This is a genomic window from Agaribacillus sp. DX54, from assembly GCF_056858335.1.
This window is the reverse complement of sequence record NZ_JBXEQE010000003.1, coordinates 203840-223078: the sequence shown is the minus strand read 5'-3', so window position 1 is coordinate 223078 and position 19239 is coordinate 203840. Positions and strand designations below refer to the sequence as shown.

General features: G+C 42.4%; 14 protein-coding genes. 5 read left to right on the top strand and 9 right to left on the bottom strand.

Annotation, left to right across the window (positions count from 1 at the left end; all coding sequences use genetic code 11):
* Positions 1 to 33 precede the first annotated feature (33 nt).
* From AC04NP_RS05365 to AC04NP_RS05340, 6 genes are all read right to left on the bottom strand, one after another.
* On the bottom strand, positions 34 to 2541 hold the full coding sequence (locus AC04NP_RS05365; protein WP_482858483.1) for an ATP-binding protein: 2508 nt from the start codon (positions 2539 to 2541) through the stop codon (positions 34 to 36).
* Position 2542: 1 nt separating this feature from the next.
* Positions 2543 to 2761: a hypothetical protein gene (locus tag AC04NP_RS05360; protein WP_482858482.1), complete on the bottom strand. Its 219-nt coding sequence runs from the start codon at positions 2759 to 2761 to the stop codon at positions 2543 to 2545.
* A gap of 147 nt (positions 2762 to 2908) precedes the next feature.
* Entirely contained in the window at positions 2909 to 5041 is a 2133-nt protein-coding gene (locus tag AC04NP_RS05355; protein ID WP_482858481.1) for a flotillin family protein, read from the bottom strand.
* A 189-nt stretch (positions 5042 to 5230) separates the two neighbouring features.
* The gene (locus tag AC04NP_RS05350) at positions 5231 to 5857 is read right to left on the bottom strand and encodes a hypothetical protein (RefSeq protein WP_482858480.1); all 627 of its coding nucleotides are present in this window, start codon (positions 5855 to 5857) and stop codon (positions 5231 to 5233) included.
* Between the two features lie 74 nt (positions 5858 to 5931).
* Positions 5932 to 6672, bottom strand: a complete 741-nt coding sequence (locus AC04NP_RS05345) for a PspA/IM30 family protein (RefSeq protein WP_482858479.1) — start codon at positions 6670 to 6672, stop codon at positions 5932 to 5934.
* A gap of 14 nt (positions 6673 to 6686) precedes the next feature.
* Positions 6687 to 7082: a CesT family type III secretion system chaperone gene (locus tag AC04NP_RS05340; protein WP_482858478.1), complete on the bottom strand. Its 396-nt coding sequence runs from the start codon at positions 7080 to 7082 to the stop codon at positions 6687 to 6689.
* A 301-nt stretch (positions 7083 to 7383) separates the two neighbouring features.
* Between AC04NP_RS05340 and AC04NP_RS05335 the strand changes: the two genes are divergently transcribed.
* From AC04NP_RS05335 to AC04NP_RS05315, 5 genes are all read left to right on the top strand, one after another.
* Positions 7384 to 8163, top strand: a complete 780-nt coding sequence (locus tag AC04NP_RS05335; RefSeq protein ID WP_482858477.1) for a helix-turn-helix domain-containing protein — start codon at positions 7384 to 7386, stop codon at positions 8161 to 8163.
* A gap of 168 nt (positions 8164 to 8331) precedes the next feature.
* On the top strand, positions 8332 to 8784 hold the full coding sequence (locus AC04NP_RS05330; protein WP_482858476.1) for a hypothetical protein: 453 nt from the start codon (positions 8332 to 8334) through the stop codon (positions 8782 to 8784).
* A gap of 95 nt (positions 8785 to 8879) precedes the next feature.
* Entirely contained in the window at positions 8880 to 9428 is a 549-nt protein-coding gene (locus tag AC04NP_RS05325; protein WP_482858475.1) for a 2'-5' RNA ligase family protein, read from the top strand.
* 119 nt (positions 9429 to 9547) lie between these two features.
* A complete protein-coding gene (locus tag AC04NP_RS05320) occupies positions 9548 to 13978 on the top strand; it encodes a hypothetical protein (protein WP_482858474.1) in 4431 nt (1476 codons plus the stop codon).
* 141 nt (positions 13979 to 14119) lie between these two features.
* A complete protein-coding gene (locus tag AC04NP_RS05315) occupies positions 14120 to 15493 on the top strand; it encodes an alanine/glycine:cation symporter family protein (RefSeq protein ID WP_482858473.1) in 1374 nt (457 codons plus the stop codon).
* 76 nt (positions 15494 to 15569) lie between these two features.
* Here the strand turns inward: AC04NP_RS05315 and AC04NP_RS05310 are convergent, their stop codons facing one another.
* From AC04NP_RS05310 to AC04NP_RS05300, 3 genes are all read right to left on the bottom strand, one after another.
* Entirely contained in the window at positions 15570 to 16004 is a 435-nt protein-coding gene (locus AC04NP_RS05310; protein WP_482858472.1) for a methylglyoxal synthase, read from the bottom strand.
* 12 nt (positions 16005 to 16016) lie between these two features.
* Positions 16017 to 17102, bottom strand: coding sequence for a class II fructose-bisphosphate aldolase (fbaA, locus tag AC04NP_RS05305; protein WP_482858471.1), 1086 nt, complete (start codon positions 17100 to 17102; stop codon positions 16017 to 16019).
* 233 nt (positions 17103 to 17335) lie between these two features.
* Positions 17336 to 19126 carry a sodium:solute symporter family protein gene (locus tag AC04NP_RS05300; protein ID WP_482858470.1) on the bottom strand — a complete coding sequence of 597 codons (1791 nt, stop codon included), beginning with the start codon at positions 19124 to 19126 and terminating at the stop codon, positions 17336 to 17338.
* Positions 19127 to 19239: the final 113 nt, after the last annotated feature.

The window sequence follows — 19239 nt, the reverse complement described above, 5'->3', positions numbered from 1 at the left end:
CCGGTTTGGATGATTTTGTTTTAACCCTCAAATCTATGCTTGTTCTTCCCGCGTCAAAGCATTTACAATGCCTTTTAACCCTTTATTAATGTTTTCCATTTGCAACAACACCTGGCCCACCTGGTTTTGTCCGCCTAGTGTGCTGAGCTTTTGCTTACGCAGGAAGGCCTCTTTGATGGCTTCCCATCTTTTTTTATCTTCTTTGCCCAACTTATTTTGAAGCTCCCTGTATTTCAACAAATTGGCTTCGGCGCCTGTGGTCAGGGTCTGGGCCTCATTTTCATAGTGGGTATTGATCAGGGTGGCCAGTTCTTTGTCATTCATGACTGGCATCACTTTTTCAGCGATTTTGTTCATGTCACGGTAAGAACCCTGTAACTTAAAAGGGGGCTCAGTCCTGTATTCATCTGCCTGTGCAGCCGAATAAATGTATGCCAGGTTTATTTTTAAGATAACATCCCGGACTTTAAACAGCTTTTTTAACACGTTGGTGTATTCATCGATCTCAGCCGCAGCATAGTCAAATTCAAAATCGAGCCCCTCCCTGTTACCGGTTTCGGCGATTTTGATCAGGGTGTACAGGTCTCGATGACTTTTACCTGCCAGCTTACTCATCACCGGATTGGAAGTGAGACTGTTTTCCTGGTAGCTTAGCTTAAAGACTGCGGCGTTATCACCAATAATATCGCCCAGGTTGTAGATGTCAGCCCGGTTGGCCAGCATGTCGGGGATCCTGAACTTCTCGCCGCTTTCAGTGTAGGGATTGCCTGCCATTACCACGCATACCTTTTTACCACGAAAGTCATAGGTCTTACTTTTTCCTTTATAAATACCCTCGATCTTCCTTTGCCCATCGCAAAGTGAAATGAATTTTTGCAGGAATTCCGGGTTACAATGCTGGATGTCATCCACATAGATCATCACATTATCGCCCATTTCGAACGCGAGGTTAAGCTTTTCCAACTCTTCCCTTGTGGCAGCATTGGTAGCTTCGGCCGGATCGACAGAGGTGATGTTATGACCGATGGCAGGACCGTTAACCTTCATAAACACCAGCCCCAGTCTGCTGGCCATGTACTCCATCAAAGTAGTTTTCCCGTAACCGGGAGGGGAGATCAGGAGCAACAGGCCCATTAGATCGGTTCTTTTGTTTTCTCCCACGGTCCCGATTTGCTTGGCGAGATTGGCGCCTATGAGGGGCAAATACACCTGGTCGATCAGTTGATTTCTGACAAAAGAAGACAAGATTTCCGGCTTAAACTCCCGCAACCTCAAAGTATCACCATATGCCTCGGTCATTTTTTTCTTCCATTGTACAAATTGATTGAATAGCGGCACAACATGGTTTTCAAAATGCCCTAGTTTGAGCATAAATGTATGGTAGTCCAGTGCATACTTTTTGTCCTGTATGACAGGGTGTGTGCCCAGCAAACCTTCGACCGGCTCTTTTAAGGCTACATGAACTATGTGAGCTGTTTTAAATGCGTCGGCTAAAATCAACGTCGCAGTTTCATTGATATATGCTTCCCCTGAAATACTGGCGTCAGCATTCAGGTAAGCCTGTAACCAATGTTTAATCAACCGGTATTTGGCCAAAGGACCGTTGGCAATTTGCCCGATGGAGTGATCAAATTCTTTTTTCGCCTTCTTTTTATCGAGATATGAAAAGAATTGCTCGTATATTTTGGCGGATTCCATATCAATCACAAAGTGGTCTCCCCGGTTGACCTCGTGAAAAAGGTATTCGGCTGCCTGCGCTGTAACAGACGGATCGAATAACCCCGTGTTGCTAACAAATGCCTCCAGCATGTTTCGCAATTCCATTTTAATATCATCGAATTCATGTGTTTTGGGGAATACTTTCAGAATAGTGCCCACCCCTTTCAACTGATGATTGAGATGGTTTTTGTTTTCTTCCGAAATGAAGATTTTCCAGAACAACATGGCACAAGCCCTCGCTTCCGATGAATACCTCAAGAGATCCGCAGTATTCAGAAATTTTAGCAAAACACTTAAAATCCTGGTAGCGTCGTGATCATGTACGCCTTTAATATAGCCTTCATTGTACCTCACGGCCATAAACTGCCTCATATAATTGCCCAGCTTTTTGTCATCTGATTTTATGAGATCTCCAAGGGAAAGCACCGCCATTTCGCTGTTGTTGTGGGCATTGACAGAAGCAGATTGTATAATTTTATAGGCCAGGTATTCAGCTTTGTAGACCGAGGCGTTTTCTGAAACATAGGTTTGATCCCACACCAACCGGCAATTATGAAAGTCCTGATCCCGGATTTTTTCAAAAAAACCGGTCCCTGTAAGGTGGGAATACATGTCATCCTGTTTAGGTACAATGGTGGGATCCAGGGGTTGCGTATTGACCGAAAACCGGTAATTTCCCAATTGAATGACATTTTCTCCGGCAACATACAGTTCCTGCTTGTCTTTGAGTTGTCTCATAGCTTCTTCCCGGTTCTTCTTTTTCAACCCCTTCACTTCATACCTGTGCATTTCTTCTTCAAACTTACTGATAGGGTCTTTCATGTTAATTTTTGTGATTGAGCTTTCTAAATACATTTTCTATTAAATTCAGGTAAACGATATTCAGTGCAACCAAACCCAGGATAGCCATAAAAAAAGCAATCCAGGTCGAAACGCTATAATGGTCTGCATTGGTCAATAGTATCAACAGCATGCCCGTGATAAAAATGCTGATGATCAGGCCACTTATTTTACAAGCTAGTTTTTCGTTTGAACTATTCATTGAGTCGAGCGTTAAGTATGACAACGCATACCTCTTCCATACAAATCCGACAAGACTGTCTTTCTATTTTTAGTTATCAGTGTTAGGTGATGGCCATGATGGAATTCAGGCTAAAACCCGGATTTTCCGGGAGAGCGAACGGTACGGCTACACACCAATGCTCAGTGCGGGCTTGTCGGCAATTCCCAGTGCTTCTGAAACGCCGGACAATTGGCTGATTATGCCTTTGGTGCTATCATCTTCGGCCTTGTTCATCATTTTCAACAGCAGGGCGGAAAGGCTCAGGTTTTTGACGTCTTCGGTGCTGATGCCAAATTGGTCTATGAAATGTCTGAGCCTGGTTTTGAAGTTGCCGCTTGTGTCGGAATTAAAGAAGGTGTCTTTAATGCTTCCAATCACCTGACTGTTATTCACCATTCTGTCGAGGGATTTACCCTTTGTTACGGCGTTTACTATCTGGTTAAAGAACATGGTTTCACCACCTACAATATCGATATTTGCTGCTTTCAGGGCTTCGGAAATCACTTTGGCCTGGGCTTCGGCGATGTCTTTCTGGATATGAATAGTCGCTAGTTCGACTTCCTTCTCTTTCCCCAGTTTTAACTTAAATTCTTCATGCTCTTTTCCAACGCCATCCAGTTGCTTCATGGCACCGGCTTTTTGCTCAATGCCTTTGGCGTCTACCGCAAATTTTTCAGCCATGACGGTTGCTTCAGCCAAACCTTTCTTTTCTTCAGCTTCGGCGGTTGCCTCAATGACCCTGGCCCTGGCCAGACCGATCTTTTGATTGGCCAATGCCTGTGCCTCAGATTTGGCCCGAATGCCTTTGGCTTCTGCCAGGGCCTGATCTTCGATGACACTGGCCTCCGCTTCTCCCTGCTTAATACGGGCATCTGCCTTGGCTTCCATTACCTTTGCTTCAGACATACCCAAGGCTGCTGCCTCGGCGGCTTTGGCCTCGGCCAGGATTTTGATGGCATCTGCCCGCTGCCCTGCTGAAGCCTGCTCTGCCTCGGCATCGATCAGCTTTTGTTTGGCCAGGTGCTCCGCAGCCTGTTTCCTGGCTTCTGCACTCTTTATTTCCTTTACAAGCGCTTCCTCAGCGTCTTTTTCAGCTTGTGTAATAGCGACCTTTTTCAACCGGTCTGCTTCCGCATAGGCCTTTGTATCCTTGATTTTTTCCTCTTCCTCTACCACCGCCTTTTCTACTGCGACCCTTTCACGAATAACATCCTGTATATTTTTTCGCTCTTCTTCTACGGCTTTTTCCTTTTCAATCTGCGCTAGTGTCACTATCCTTTCCCTTTCCGTAGCTTCCAGCGACCGTGCCTGTGCGACTCTTTCATGCTCCACAGCCTCCGTTTTTTCCTTGTTTTTTTGTGCCACAATTATTTCGCGCATTTTGTTTTCTTCGGCCACCTGTACCTCTTCGTCAGTGGCAATACGGGCTTTTTCTGATTTCAGCCTTTCCTGCTCTTGTATTGTTTTGGTTTCGGCTTCTTCACAGGCTTTTATGGTAGCTATTTCCTTTCGTTGTTTTTCTTCAGATGCTGCTAATTGTTTTTCCAGCTCTAATACTGTCTCCCTCGCTTCCACATTTTGTTTTGTAATTGTTTTCTCCTTCTCTTTTTCAATTAAATTGGCCTTTATTTTTTCCCGTGAAGTGATATCTATGATCTTTTTGATACCTTCCGCATCCAGAATATTATTTTCGTTCAAGGACTCCAGGGGTGTCTGCTCCAGGTAATCGATGGCGCAGTCGTCGAGGATATAGCCGTTTAGATTGGTCCCTATTTCTTCAATGATTTTATCCCTGAAATCTGCCCGGGAATTATAAAGCGCTACAAAGTCAAACTGCTTACCAACAGTTTTCAAGGCTTCTGAAAACTTGGCATCAAAGAGCAGCTCAAGTTGCTCCTCGTCGGAAGCCCGCTGACAACCTATCGATTGGGCTACATGTTTTACGTCGTCCCCGGTTTTGTTCACCCTTATGAAAAAGGTAATCTGGATATCAGCCCTCATGTTATCTTTACAAATCAGGCCGTCTTTTCCCGTTCTTGACACCACCATGGTTTTTAGCGTGATATCCATAATCTCCAGTTTGTGGATTACCGGAAAAGAAAGTATCCCGTTAAACGATATTTTAGTGCCTCCCGCCCCTGTCCTCACCAGAGCTTCTCCCTGCACCGCCTTGCGATACATTCTCGCAATGAGTATCGCGACGGCCATTAAAATAAATGCTGTAATTAAAGCTACAGTCCAAAGCAATGATGTTCCCATGTGTTATTATTTATAATTGACAATTTAGTATTGATATTTGGGTTTTGTATGTGGTGATAGGTGCAGGTTTTAAGGTGTCGGTTATAGGGTTAAACTCAATTGTTATCTCCACCTGACTGCCAATTACCTATTACAGGCTTTCCGCTATTAATTTTGCGTTCACCAATTATCAATTGTCAATTGTCCATTTTAACTAAAAGGTTCTACAAGGTACAGATGTCTGTCCTTTAAATACTCGACGACAAGTGCCGAGTCACCACTTTTAAGTGCATGTCCCGTGCTGGTAATTACATTGAGTAAAAGCGGTGAGCCACTGGTTGCTACCTGTGCCTGGCCGATTTTTGTATCCGTAATTAAGGTAGATGCAACGCAGATTTTTCCGATAGCCGTTTTTGATTCACTGTCCTCCTTTTGCATGTGTGCAAACAGCTTTACAAAGGGCAAGGTCAGCAATTTTGCAAAAAACAGGCTTAGCATAAATGCCGGGACCAATACGATTAATCCGCCCAGAAACGAGTCAATGCCCAGGTAATGGTTTGTCATGATAGCAATCACCCACAGAGGCAAAACCAGCGAGGTTAAAAACAGCATGAACGGGACTTTGCTCATATTAAAGAATACAAGGATTGAATTGAACCAGGACAACGATACGCCACCATCCGCATTTACATCCGCCACATTTACCTCAGCATCTGTTACCGGACCCACCTCCGCATTCACCTCAGTATCGATATCCGTATCGACATCAAAATCCAGTGCATCAAAGTCCAACGCCCCTATTACTACGGTTAACCAATATAGCAGCGCCAGCCCCAACAAGGCAGTTGGTATAATGTTGGGCGATGAAATCGCGCAGCATTAAAAAGTTCTTTCATGGACGTTGTTACCTATTAATTCTTCACCTCGTCACTATCGTCATCTTCGTTATTACTCATTCCTAATTTTTTCTTAAGCGCTTGCAGATCTTCCCCGGCTTTGTTCTGGCCGGTACCGGTCAGGGCTTTATCGATTTCCTCATCAATCGAACGGCTTTCATTGGCTATTTCACCGTATGATTCTGCCAGGGCCTCTTCCTGCGAGACTTTGTCTTTCATTTTTTCCAGCATTGACAAGGTACCGGATGAGTCGATTCGAGCTAATTGCTTGTTCAGGGTTTTAGTCGCAGCACTTACTTTTACCCTGGCTTTCAGGGTTTTCAGATCATTTTCCCATTTACTGATGTTACCTCTGATAGTTTTGATATTCGCATCCAGACTGGCCAAGTTGTTTTCAAACCTTTGCTGTTCTGCCCGGGCCCTTGTCACTTGTTGCTGGCACTGTTCCTTTTTTTCCAATGCCTGGGTAGCCAGCCTGTCAGCTTCGGCCATTTCCATCTCGCCTGATTGTGCCCTTTTTAAAAGTAGCACGGCTTTGTTTTCGTAATCTTTGGCCTTGTTTTTATTGGTTTCCACTTCATCCCGTGCCCTGATGGCTAAAGCTTTTACTTCTGCCAGGGCTTTCAGGCTTTTATCCAGGTTTTGTCTCATATCCCTGATGCCCTGCTCCGTCATCTTGATGGGATCCTCCAGGGTGTCGACGGCAGCGTGTACCTCAGCCTGGCCGATTTTAAAGATTCTCTTGAAAATGTTCATAATTGTACGGACTTTTAGTTTTTGGAAAATTTTATTAATTCTTCGGAATACTCGCTCAGTAACAGCCCCAAAGCATTTAATGTGCCCTCTATTTCATTTAAATTGAGGTTTTCTAATTCGTGTGTATTTCTGAAAATGATCTTTTTGCCGCTTTCGTCCAATACAAAGGCACCGTGTATGATATCGCGGTTTTTTTGTAAAAGACGCTTATAAATTTCAAAGCGTGTGTTGCTGATTTGCAAAATGAATTGCTCCACGATCAGCAAAGGGTCGGCTATTCCTAATACCAAATTTTTAATACCTTCCGTTTCTTTTTCGATGACAATCAGGCCGTCTTCTTCATTTTCTATGGTTATCAAATAATTTAGCTCTAGAATGTAATTTTTTACTTTCTGAAAATTGTTGTCCATGGTTTAAGTTTTAGTGAGTTCTGTTCGAAATAAAATTGGTTTAAATTGATTTATCCGATTAATTTGAACCGGGTTGGCTTCAGGTCATGGACATTTAATATCGATCCAGGCTTTTTTTCATGCGTGTGTAAGTTGGTTTTAGATTTTATGACAATGATTCAATATTGCTAATTTTATTTACTTTGATAATAAAATTAGATACTATTTGATTAAATTAGACTGAATATATTTTCTTTTACGAAATAAATATACTAAAATTTTTAGATAAGCTCAAAAAATTAGCATAAAAATTTTTATCAATATGTCGTTTATAGGGAAGAATATTAAGAAGATCAGAACGGTAAAAAAGCTTAGTCAGGCCAGTTTTGCTGAATTATTTAATCTTGCCCGGCCAAGTGTCGGGGCCTATGAAGAGGGTAGGGCAGAGCCAAAAATTGATACAATTGTTCAAATTGCTCACTATTTTGGACTTTCGATTGACTTGCTATTAAATAAAGAGTTGACTATAAACGATCTTTATAAATTTGACGTAATTGTAGGAGACCGGGCCGGTACCAAATTGGCTGATAAGGATGAGGAAGCCAATCCCATGCCACCGGGAGGCATTGCCTTGGTGTTACTGGATAAATACCTGGAGTATATTGTCAATTACCAAAACAAGGATTTTATTTCCAAGTTGAGAAAAATCTACCTACCGGTAACGCGGAAGGAAAAATCACGGGCTTTTCAGCTCAGTGGCAGTGAAATGGAATATAATCATAACGGACTTCATCATGGTGACATTTTGCTTTGTTATAAGATCGAAAGCCTGACCAAAAAAAACATTAAAAAGGGAAAGGTTTTTGTTGTGGTTAAAAGGGAAAATATCATTATCCGGAGGGTTACGGCCGTTAGCAAGCAGATTGAATTTTCTTCCGATGATCCTAATTATTCATCCATGTACCTCGATACTGACGAAATCCTTGAATTATGGGAGGTTTATGGCGTTTACAGTACTTATTTAAACCCGCCCTCTACGGTAGAAGCAAAGATCCTGGAGATTGAAAATGATATAAGAGAAATTAAAAAGAAGCTAAAATAAGCAGAAAGGGCAATTTTGAGCCTATTTGGGCGTATTATAGAGATGGAATTAAGAGCATTGCCGGAGATATTTTATGCATGTGAGGTATTACCCATATTTAAGCCGTTTTAAAGCACTATGATGGTTATATTTGGATTTGGTTAAAGATGTAAACAAACATAGCAGACTATGGGAGCTAAAATACCTAGAAAAGTCGTAGCCTTCAAAACCTGGCAAGAGGGGATCACTATTCCTTCAGGGTATTCTGTATTTGTGCATTACAAAGAGGGTTTATGGAATATAAATCCACGGAAGCACGGACCCGATAAATATGGCCCCGAAGGAGGGCCTGTGATAGCGGAAAAGCCTGAATACCCTGTGCCGGGTAGAAACGAAGGTTGCCTCATAGGCAGGGTGTTGTACTCCAGTGAAATCAGATCAAACGGGCATTTTGTGATGGAGTTTCCCGAGCTGGAAAATGGCGGGGAAAAAAATAAGGAAACGGTGTTTGCTATCGGCAGGGATGGTATCTTAATCCCTAAAACCGACTATCCTAAATTGTTACAGTTAAGGTGCAATGATATCGATAGCGGTATTTTTGACAATGAAGGTGAACTCTATCTGGAGTTGGAAATATGGTAATTTAGTCTATCGAAAATCTGGAAACTGATCCACTATATCAACAATTAACAGAAATTATTGCGGTTGATTTTGTGTTGTTACCATCAGATGAGCACATGGAAGATATTGTCCGTTTAAACAGGTGTCTGTTTCAACCTGAAGACCGGCAAATTATTCTTTCCCAAACCGGTAATCTGCCGCATTTATCGTTATTGATGTGCGGGTTGCCGGTCAAAAGGCTTGAGACGGTGAAGGCGAAACTACGGGCGTTAGCAGCGTCTTTCTGCCAGTTTTATCTGAACATCGATAAAATTGTTTATCGAAACGAATGTACAAGTCTGAATATTGAAAATATGAAGGATCTGCGGCACCTTCATGAAACCCTCATCTATGCATATGGTGACTATATGGAGATGACAGTAACCGGTGGCATGTTTAATCATGACACCGTAATTAGCGAGGCAAGTATTAATTATGTCAATTCATATGGGGATCAGGGCACAAGGGAACATTATTGGCCGCATATTACGCTTGGATACGGAAAACTGCCTGTCGATACCCGGTTTCCCCAGGTGATAGGTTTTGATAAGATCGGCCTGTACCATCTCGGAAATCACTGCACATGCAGTAAAAATATTTTTACAACAACCCTTTTATCCGGATAAATTCGGATTATTTTTTGTTTTAAGGTACTATATTACCATACGTAGTTGGCACTTGAAATTCCGGCGATGCTGTGATTATTTAGACTGATTGTCTTATTTTTACTAATAAGTCCTGTTTTTTGAGTAATAAAAAAACAAATATTAAACAAAAAAAAGCCATAAGGCCTGGCAGGACCAGGAGAAGACTTTTAAGAGTATCGCTGTCCCTTTTTGGTATTCTGGTGATATTTCAAGTGATCCTTTTTTACTTTTCCGATCCTTTCATCAGGCAGCTATTGCAACGGCAACTGATGGAACAAAGTGGTGGCATATACAAAATCAAGTTTGAAAAAATCCATATCAACCTCGCTGGACGCGGCTTTAAAGTGAAGGATTTAACCATCAGGCCCAACCGAGCCTTCAGGGATAAAATCAAATCCGATACGATTAATACCTACTATCACATTCATTTTCCTGAACTCAAGGTGGGTGGCATAGGTTTGCTCAAGCTTTATTACAGCCGCGTTTTGGATATAGCCAATGTGGAAATCCGGGAACCTAAGATTGATTTTTTAGGAACGACCCATTTCAGCAACGGGGGTAACAGGCATAATAAGATATACAACGACATATATCCGTTTCTCAGAAAATATGTTAAATCACTCACGATTGAAACGCTGAAATTCTCCAATGGCTCTATGATCCTGGACAACAGCCAGTATGGGAAAACCGCGCTGTCGACAGCAGGGGATATATTTATCACTTTAAACGGATTTTGCATTGACTCCACTTTTTCACGCGAAAACCACAGGCTTTTATTTGCTGACCACATTGATCTCGATATTGAAGATTACCGGCTCAAATTAAGTGACGGTGTGCATGTTCTTGAGGCTGAGGAAGTGAAGGTTTCGACTTCGGAATCTTTAATTACCGGCAGGAAATTGTGGTTGTTGCCAAGTATGGCTCCGGATAGCATTAAAAATGATAAAAATGAGGAATTCTATGATATTTATATTCCTGAGATGGAAATCCGGGGTGCGGATATTTACGAAGCTTATTTCGAAAAGATTTTCAATATAGAGGAGGTCAGCCTGGAGAAACCGGAAATCCGGTTTATTACCAGAAAAAAATTTACAGACATCGACTCGGACTCTGTTTCCAGAAACCTGTATTCTCTGAGTTCAGCTTACCTGGACAGGATCAGCGTGGATTCATTTAAAATCAAAGAGGGGAAGTTTGTCATTACCCAAAGGATAGATCAGCGTAAACCTCACATCCTTGCCAACGATATTTCTGTGGCCATAGGAAAGTTTTTGGTGGACTCTACTTCTTCGAGGGACGCGGATAAAATATTTTATGCCGATGATCTGGATGTAAATATCGGAAATTATACTATGGAACTGGCCGATAGCATTCACTTGTTAACCGCCGAAAAAGTCGAGTTTTCGACCCTTGACAAAACAGCAATTGCCGCATCGGTTTCATTAAAACCTATTCCGGGTAAGCAGGCCTTAGCGAGGCAACAAGAGCAGGAATTATATGATATCTCGGTTCCGCAACTGGATTTGCAGGGCGTTGAATTCCGGAAAGTTTACAATCGCAGGGAACTGGAATTTTCAAGACTATTGGTTGAGAATCCTATTGTAAAGCTTTCTGACTACAGCCGCCGAAAGCCCGGCAACAGCTATATGGATGAAGCTTCGCTATACCGGCTTATCAAAAACTATATAAAGTCTGTAAATGTAAAGCAGATAGAGCTCAGTGACGGAAGCCTTGAATACGCCCATTACAAAGGAGCCAAAAAGGACACACTGAGAGCCGGTAAAATTGCCTTTACCCTGGATAACTTCAAACTCGACTCAGTGGGGCAATATACCTCAAACCGTATTTTCTTTGCTGACAATATCACTTTTACCCTTGATAATTACCTGATGAAATTATCAGATGACCTGCACGTATTGAAAGCCAGAAAAATTGGCATATCCACCGACCGGTCAAGAATTTACGCCCATGGTATCGAGTTGTTTCCTATTCCTGTCAGAAATATAGATGTGTTTTTACGAAGGTCAAACAAGTCGGTACTGTACAACATCGATATTCCCTCTCTGGTTATTAACGGTGCTGATATCCGTAAAGCTTATTTCAGGCGTCTTCTGAATATCAACACCATTACCATCGACAGGCCCAGTGTAGAACTGAACCGGTATTCTTACATGGCGAGGCAAAGGAGAAATGCTACTTTTAAAAAGGATGATCTGTACGCGTTATTCGAAGACTATTTAAAGTCCGTCAATATTACCAAAATGCGTCTGAATAATGGTTTTTTTAACGTTGTCACCAATACGTCCAAAGATGCCAATACGTTATCGCAGAATAACGTATCGATAGAAGCCACTAATTTTATACTCGACAGCCGATCGAGCCGGAATAAAGACAGAATATTTTATTCTGATGACATAGAAGTAAAACTCAACAACTATCTTATCAACCTGCCGGACAGTGTACATGTTTTAAAGACCCGGGAAGTGGGCATTTCCACGGCAAAATCCGAAATCTACCTAAAATCATCGCGGTTATACCCTAAAAGCAACCGGCTCGATACTGTCGACCTGCCGGCTTTTTACAATGTTGCCGTACCTGACATTGTGATGCAGGGTGTGGATATCAATAAATTATACTATCGTAATATGCTCGAAATCAATGATATAGAGTTGAGTAAGCCTACTTTCGAGATCATCAACCAAGTTGATATAAAAGGGAAAAACAAATTTATTACCCGCACACACCAGGCCAGAATGCCGGCGTTGCTGAAAGGTGTTAAAATTAAAGATGTAAAATTAACTGATGGGAAAATGGTGTTAGGTAATCTGCTGGGCAACAAAAAGCAGATCTTTTCTACCACCGGATTTTCCATGAAGCTGGATGATTTTTTGCTGGATTCTGTCATTTTGAACAACAATAAAAAAATTCTGTTTGCAGATGACATTGACGTCGATATGACAGATTATGAGATTAGGTTGCCAGACAGTATCCATAATATAACAGCTAAAAACATTCATATTTCCTCCGGCAAAAAACTTTTATCGGCCGAAAACTTTATGTTAAAGCCAAGGAAAAACAGGAATTACAATAAATTGCTCAGGAATCAGAAAAACAAACTTTTATTTGACATCACCTTTCCATCGATCGAGCTTACGGGCATCGATCTTGAAAGGGCTTATTTGCAAAAGAATTATACAGTCAAAAATGCTTTCATCCAAAACCCGGATGTCAGCCTGATCAGCTATAAGGAGCCTGTCAGAGAGGAAAAAAGGATTGATCCGAAAGATATCCTGGATCAGTTGATATCCAAGAACCTGAAATTTCTGAATGTTCAAAGGCTTGACTTCAGCAATGCTACCTTTTCCCTGAAAAAAGTAAATAATCCCAACAGTAAAGACATGGTGCTGGAGAGGATTTCAGGAAAAGTTAAAAACTTTAATTTGAATCGGAAATCCAGAAAAATAGACTCCAGGTTGTTTTATGCCGATGATATTGACCTGAGGATTAAAGATTATACTTATCTGTTACCGGATAGTTTATACGCTATCAAGGCAGATGAAATCGGGGTCAGTCTTGCCAAATCCGGGATATTTCTGGACTCTGTAAGGTTGATTCCGAAGTATGGAAAATACCAGTTTGCCAACCGTCTGGGCCATGAAAAAGACAGGGTGGAATTTAATGCGAGGTCGATAGAGTTCAATAATTTTAATTTTGAGGATTATTTGCTTTTGGGAAAGGTGAAGGCGCAAGTGGTGAACGTGAACGATTTCCGGGCAAGAAATTTCAGGGATAAACGGCTGCCGTTTCCTGAAAGTCAAATGCCTGTTATGCCACAGCAGTGGATAAGGGATTTTGGCCACTACTTAAAACTGGATTTGGTGAAATTAAAAAATGGCTATGTGTCATACGAAGAGTTTACCGAAGATGGCCAAAGGCCTGGCAAAATCGAATTTACCCATCTGAATGCGGAAATAAGAAATATAACCAATTCTCCCCAGGCCTGGAAAAGAAATGATGTGCTGACCATCAATGCGCAGGCGAGGTTAATGGGCGAGGGCAAAATTGAGGCTTATTTTAAAGGTAATATATCCAACATTCAAAACAAATTCAGTCTTTCCGGAACTATCGATAAAATGGATTTGAGAAACATTAATCCAATGCTGGAAAATGTGGCTAATGTTTCGGTTAAAAGCGGTCAGAATGATAGGCTGGATTTTTCTTTTGATGGTAACAATAATTTTTCCGTCGGTAAAATGCACTTCAGGTATAATGATTTGAAGATCACAGTAATGAAAAAGAAAACGGGTGATAAGGGAGGTTTTGCCTCATTTCTGGCCAATACTTTTGTGATCAACAACAAAAATCCCAACGGCAAAAACATGAGGGTAGGGGAAATCTATTTTGAAAGGGATAAACAGAAATCGATTTTTAACTTTTTATGGAAATCGTTGCTGAGTGGCATCAAACCCTCTTTAGGAATTAACGAAAAAAATAAAAAAGATAAGGATGAAAAGGCCTCCATCCATTAAGGGCTTGACACAGAAACATCACCACACAAAAAAGTTCCGGCAACCATTTTATGAGCGTAGTTTTTACCGCTTTTCTGCTTTTAACTGAAATCTTTTATCTTAGGGAATTGTTTTTACTCGTCAACGTTAATCTCGGGTCTATTGAAAATTCTTGAAACGCTTATTGTAGATTTCAGCAATTGGCTATGGGGAACACCCCTGTTGTTTTTATTATTAGGTGGAGGTGTTTATTTTGTGGTTTATTCAAATTTTATTCCTTTCAAATATTTTCGTCATGCCATCGATGTTTTAAGGGGTAAATATGATGACCCTAATGACCCCGGACAGATCAATCACTACGAAGCCTTGTCAACTGCGCTGGCTGCTACAGTTGGGATGGGTAACATAAGTGGTGTCGCGGTAGCTATTACCACCGGTGGACCGGGGGCCATATTCTGGATGTGGGTCAGCGCTGTTGTAGGCATTGCTACCAAATTTTTCACATGTACGTTGGCTATCATGTACCGGGGTAAAGATAGCTATGGGGAGGTGCAGGGTGGCCCGATGTATGTGATTACCGAGGGCCTGGGCAACCAATGGAGACCTTTGGCTGTTTTTTTTTCAGTAGCCGGGTTGATTGGCATGTTGCCTATATTTCAGGCCAATCAGTTTACGCAGATTTTAAGGGATGTATTGTTGGTACCCCATGGCATTGAAGGCAGTTTTAAAACCAATCTAATCACCGGCCTGATCATTACATTCGTAGTATCATTAGTTATATTCGGAGGAATTAAAAGAATCGGCAAGGTGGCCGGAAGGATGGTGCCGATGATGGTTGTGCTGTATTTTGCCTCTGTGATCTATATTATTATGACGAATTTTGGCGCAGTACCGGAGGCATTTTTACTCATTTTAAAAGATGCTTTCACCGGTGATGCCGTACTCGGAGGCGCTCTGGGGGCAGTGATCATTGCCGGTGCCCGCCGGGCGGCTTTTTCCAACGAAGCAGGAATCGGTACAGCGCCAATGGCCCACGGGGCAGCAAAAACAACGGAACCGGTAAGGGAAGGGCTGGTAGCTATGTTAGGCCCTTTTATTGACACCATTGTGGTGTGTACTTTAACAGCCTTGTCCATTCTGATCACCGGTTCATGGCAAGACAGTGAGAGTAATGGTGTAACGGTTACTGTCAATGCTTTTGATAAGGCTATTCCTGGCATCGGCATTTATATACTGGTGCTTTGCGTGACTATATTTGCCACTACCTCGTTATTTTCCTATTCCTATTACGGCACCAAATGTTTGTCATTTATCGCGGGAGCGAAATACAAAAAGCTCTATAATTATTTTTATGTAGGCACGATAGTTTTTGGGTCCACGGCTTCTCTGGCCGCTATCATCAGTCTTATCGATGCCTCTTATGCGTTGATGTCAATTCCCACCATGATTTCTGCCATCCTGCTGTCACCGAACGTTAAAAAAGAGGCGAAGAAATATTTTATGAGGTTGGAGGAGGAAAAAAAGCAACGTGTTTAAAGCACAACCGTACAGGATTAGGTTAGCGGGGTGTTCTTTTGGGTATTCGGAGCCAGTGGAATGAATGGGCTGATGATCAAACCGGCCGGTTATGATGGTGGTCAAAAGACTTGATTTCGTGATCGTAAGACAGATTGATCAGGGGAGAGCTAAACATAAAATCTGCCGAGGAGCGGTTGCAGGCGATGGGTATATTCCATACTGCGCATATCCGCAGCAATGCCTTCACATCCGGATCATGCGGTTGGGATTCCAGCGGATCCCAGAAAAAAACGAGAAGATCAATCTTTCCTTCAGTGATAAGTGCCCCTATCTGCAGATCACCCCCTAACGGACCACTTTGAAGTTTTCTGATCTTCAAATCACATTTATCCTGCAGCAGTTTGCCGGTAGTTCCTGTAGCGTAGAGGGAGTGTTTTTGTAGTTTTTCTTTGTTTTCAAGGGCCCAAGACAACAAGGCTTCTTTTTCATTGTCATGGGCCACCAATGCAATAGTTTTTTTTGCCTTCATCGACTAACTTTATTAAGGGTTGATGTTGATACAGTTTAAGTCGTCAAAGGCCTGTTTCAATCTTTCAACAAGACTTTTTTCGCCTTCTCTCAACCAGGTCCTGGGGTCGTAATATTTTTTGTTAGGGCTGTCGTCACCTAAAGGACTACCTATCTGACTTTGCAGGAAATCTTTCTTTTCCCCATAGTATTTTTTCACACCTGCCCAGAATGCCCATTGCATATCTGTGTCGATATTCATTTTAATGGCTCCGTATTCGATGGCCTCTTTAATCTGGTGTTTCGGTGAGCCAGAACCACCGTGGAAAACAAAATTCACAGGGTTTTCTCCGGTGTGGAATTTTTCCTTGATATACTGCTGGGTGTTTTTCAGGATGATAGGCTTGAGTTCAACATTCCCGGGTTTATACACACCATGGACATTTCCAAAGGCTGCTGCTACCGTAAACCGGTCACTTACCTTACCCAACTCTTCATAGGCATAGGCTACCTCTTCGGGCTGTGTGTACAGTCTGGAACTGTCGATATCCGTATTGTCCACACCATCTTCTTCACCTCCCGTAACCCCTAGTTCGATCTCCAAAGTCATTTCCAGCTTGTTCATTCGTTCCAGATATCTTTTACAGATTTCTATATTTTCTTCCAAGGGTTCTTCTGACAGGTCCAGCATGTGTGAACTAAAGAGAGGCCGGCCGTTTTGCTGATAATATTTTTCCCCTGCGTCCAGCAGACCGTCTATCCAGGGTAAAAGTTTTTTAGCGGCATGATCAGTGTGAAGAATTACCGGCACTTCATATTGTTCTGCCAGAATGTGTACATGGTTGGCCCCGGCAATAGCCCCGGCAATGGATGCCCGTTGGTCGGTATTGTCAAGACCTTTTCCCGCTATAAAAGCAGCCCCTCCATTTGAAAATTGAATGATGACCGGTGAGTTCACTGATTTTGCCGTTTCCAGGGTGGCATTGATGGAATTGCTGCCGATAGCGTTTACGGCTGGCAAAGCAAAGTTATTTTCATTGGCATAATTCAATAAATTTCGAACGTCATCTCCGGATAAAACACCGGGCTTAAAACTTGATTTAATTTCAGTTATGGTCATAACAATACGCCTAATTATAAGTGATTAAGATTTCTGTACTAAACTCATACGTGAATTTAATTTGTTTTTAACTGTTTTAAAATTATTCATCTTAAATTGTTAATAAAAAGTCAGGATGTGTCGTGGAAATGTAAGGCTGACACAAATTTTGTTGCATAATGGTTTTCTTTGGAACTTCGAAAGCCCGGATTTAAGCTAGTGACTGTCTCTTGAGAGGATGAATTAAACCGAATTTAGGCGACGCTGACTTTCGACCATAATTTACTGAGAAAATAGCCGGAGAGCAGCGCTACCAGGGTCAATATCGAGGCACTGGCGATCTGGCCATAGAGCCAATAGCCCGTAGCGAACAGGGTACTGTATACAAAAAAACAACCGGCAAACATCGCAGCTATGCCATTAGGCACGTTCCATTTGCCGATTTCACCCTCATTCAGGTCCAGCCCCTCTTTCTGGGCATCTTTGATAACCTTTTTCCACCCGGGCCCACCCGGTTTGGTTTTCCGGTAAAAATCCCGCAGTTTTTCTTCATTATCAGGTGCGGTAAGGAAGGTTGCAATCAGCCAGATGGCAGTTGTGATGCCCACGCCTAATGGTAACTTTAGCCATGCATAGCTTTCCATGGAAGCAGTAATCGTATCGAGACTTAATATCCATGCCACGATCCCCGAAGATGTCATGGCCGCGATCTCACTCCAGGCATTGATTCGCCACCAGAACCATCGCAGGATGAATATTAACCCGGTACCTGCCCCAAAAAGCAGGATGAAGTCGAATAATACTTTCGCATTGGTCAGGAACAGGGCAATTATTGCCGCCATTGCCATCATGAGCACCGTGGAGACCCGGCCTATATTGACCAGCTCCTTTTCAGAAGCCTCCGGGTTGACAAATCTTTTATAAAAGTCATAAACCACGTAGGAAGATCCCCAATTCAGATGGGTAGATATGGTGGACATATAGGCAGCGATGAGCGATGCCAGTACCAGACCTAATAACCCGGCGGGTAAATACGTTAACATGGCGGGGTAGGCGAGGTCATGTCCCAGCTTATCAGGAGAAATATTTGGAAAGGCGGCTTTGATGCTTTCCAGATCCGGAAAAACGATCATCGATGCCAGTGCAACGATAATCCACGGCCAGGGCCTGACCGCGTAGTGGGCCACGTTAAAAAACAGGGTGGCACCAATGGCGTGTTTCTCATTTTTTGCCGCCAGCATTCTTTGGGCGACATAACCCCCGCCTCCCGGTTCTGATCCCGGGTACCAGGAGCTCCACCATTGTATGGCTATCGGAATGATCAGGATAGAGATAAATGTTTCCTTATCCTCAAAATCAGGGATCATTGATAATTTGTCTGAAACTATCTCATGCGACAATAATCCTTTTAACCCGCCTACTTCCGGCAGGCTGACCGAATAAAAGGCAGCCGCAATGGCCCCGATCAAAGCCGTGAAAAATAAAATAAAATCTGTCAGGATAACTCCCCTGAATCCACCCAGTGTGCTGAATATAACTGTAACCAATGATGCAATCCCTATGGTTTCAATGGGGGTCAAATCCAGCATAATTTCACCGATTTTAATGGCTGCCAGTGTGACACCCGACATACTTAACACATTAAAAGCAATACCCAGATATAATGATCTGAAACCCCTGAGAAAGGAAGCCGATTTTCCGCTATACCTTAACTCATAGAATTCAATGTCTGTAGATACTTCCGATTTTCTCCACAACCTTGCATAAACAAAAACGGTGAGCATCCCCGTGATCAAAAAGGCCCACCAGGCCCAGTTTCCGGAAACGCCGTTTTGTCTGACTATATCTGTAACCAGGTTAGGGGTGTCTGTCGAAAAGGTAGTTGCAACCATGGACATACCCAATAACCACCATGGCATGGTCCTGCCTGAAAGAAAGAATTCCGATGAGTTTTTTCCGGCCCTTTTACTGACCGCCAGACCGATAATTAACGAAAGCAGCAGGAATCCGGATATGATAACCCAATCAATAGTTTGTAATAACATAGAAGGGAATTTAAAAAATCTGACGGCAATAAATGAAGAATTTATCTGAATTAAAAATTTTTATCCCTAAAAAAATCTCTCCAAACCCCAACAAGTTCTCGAGCACAAACGGG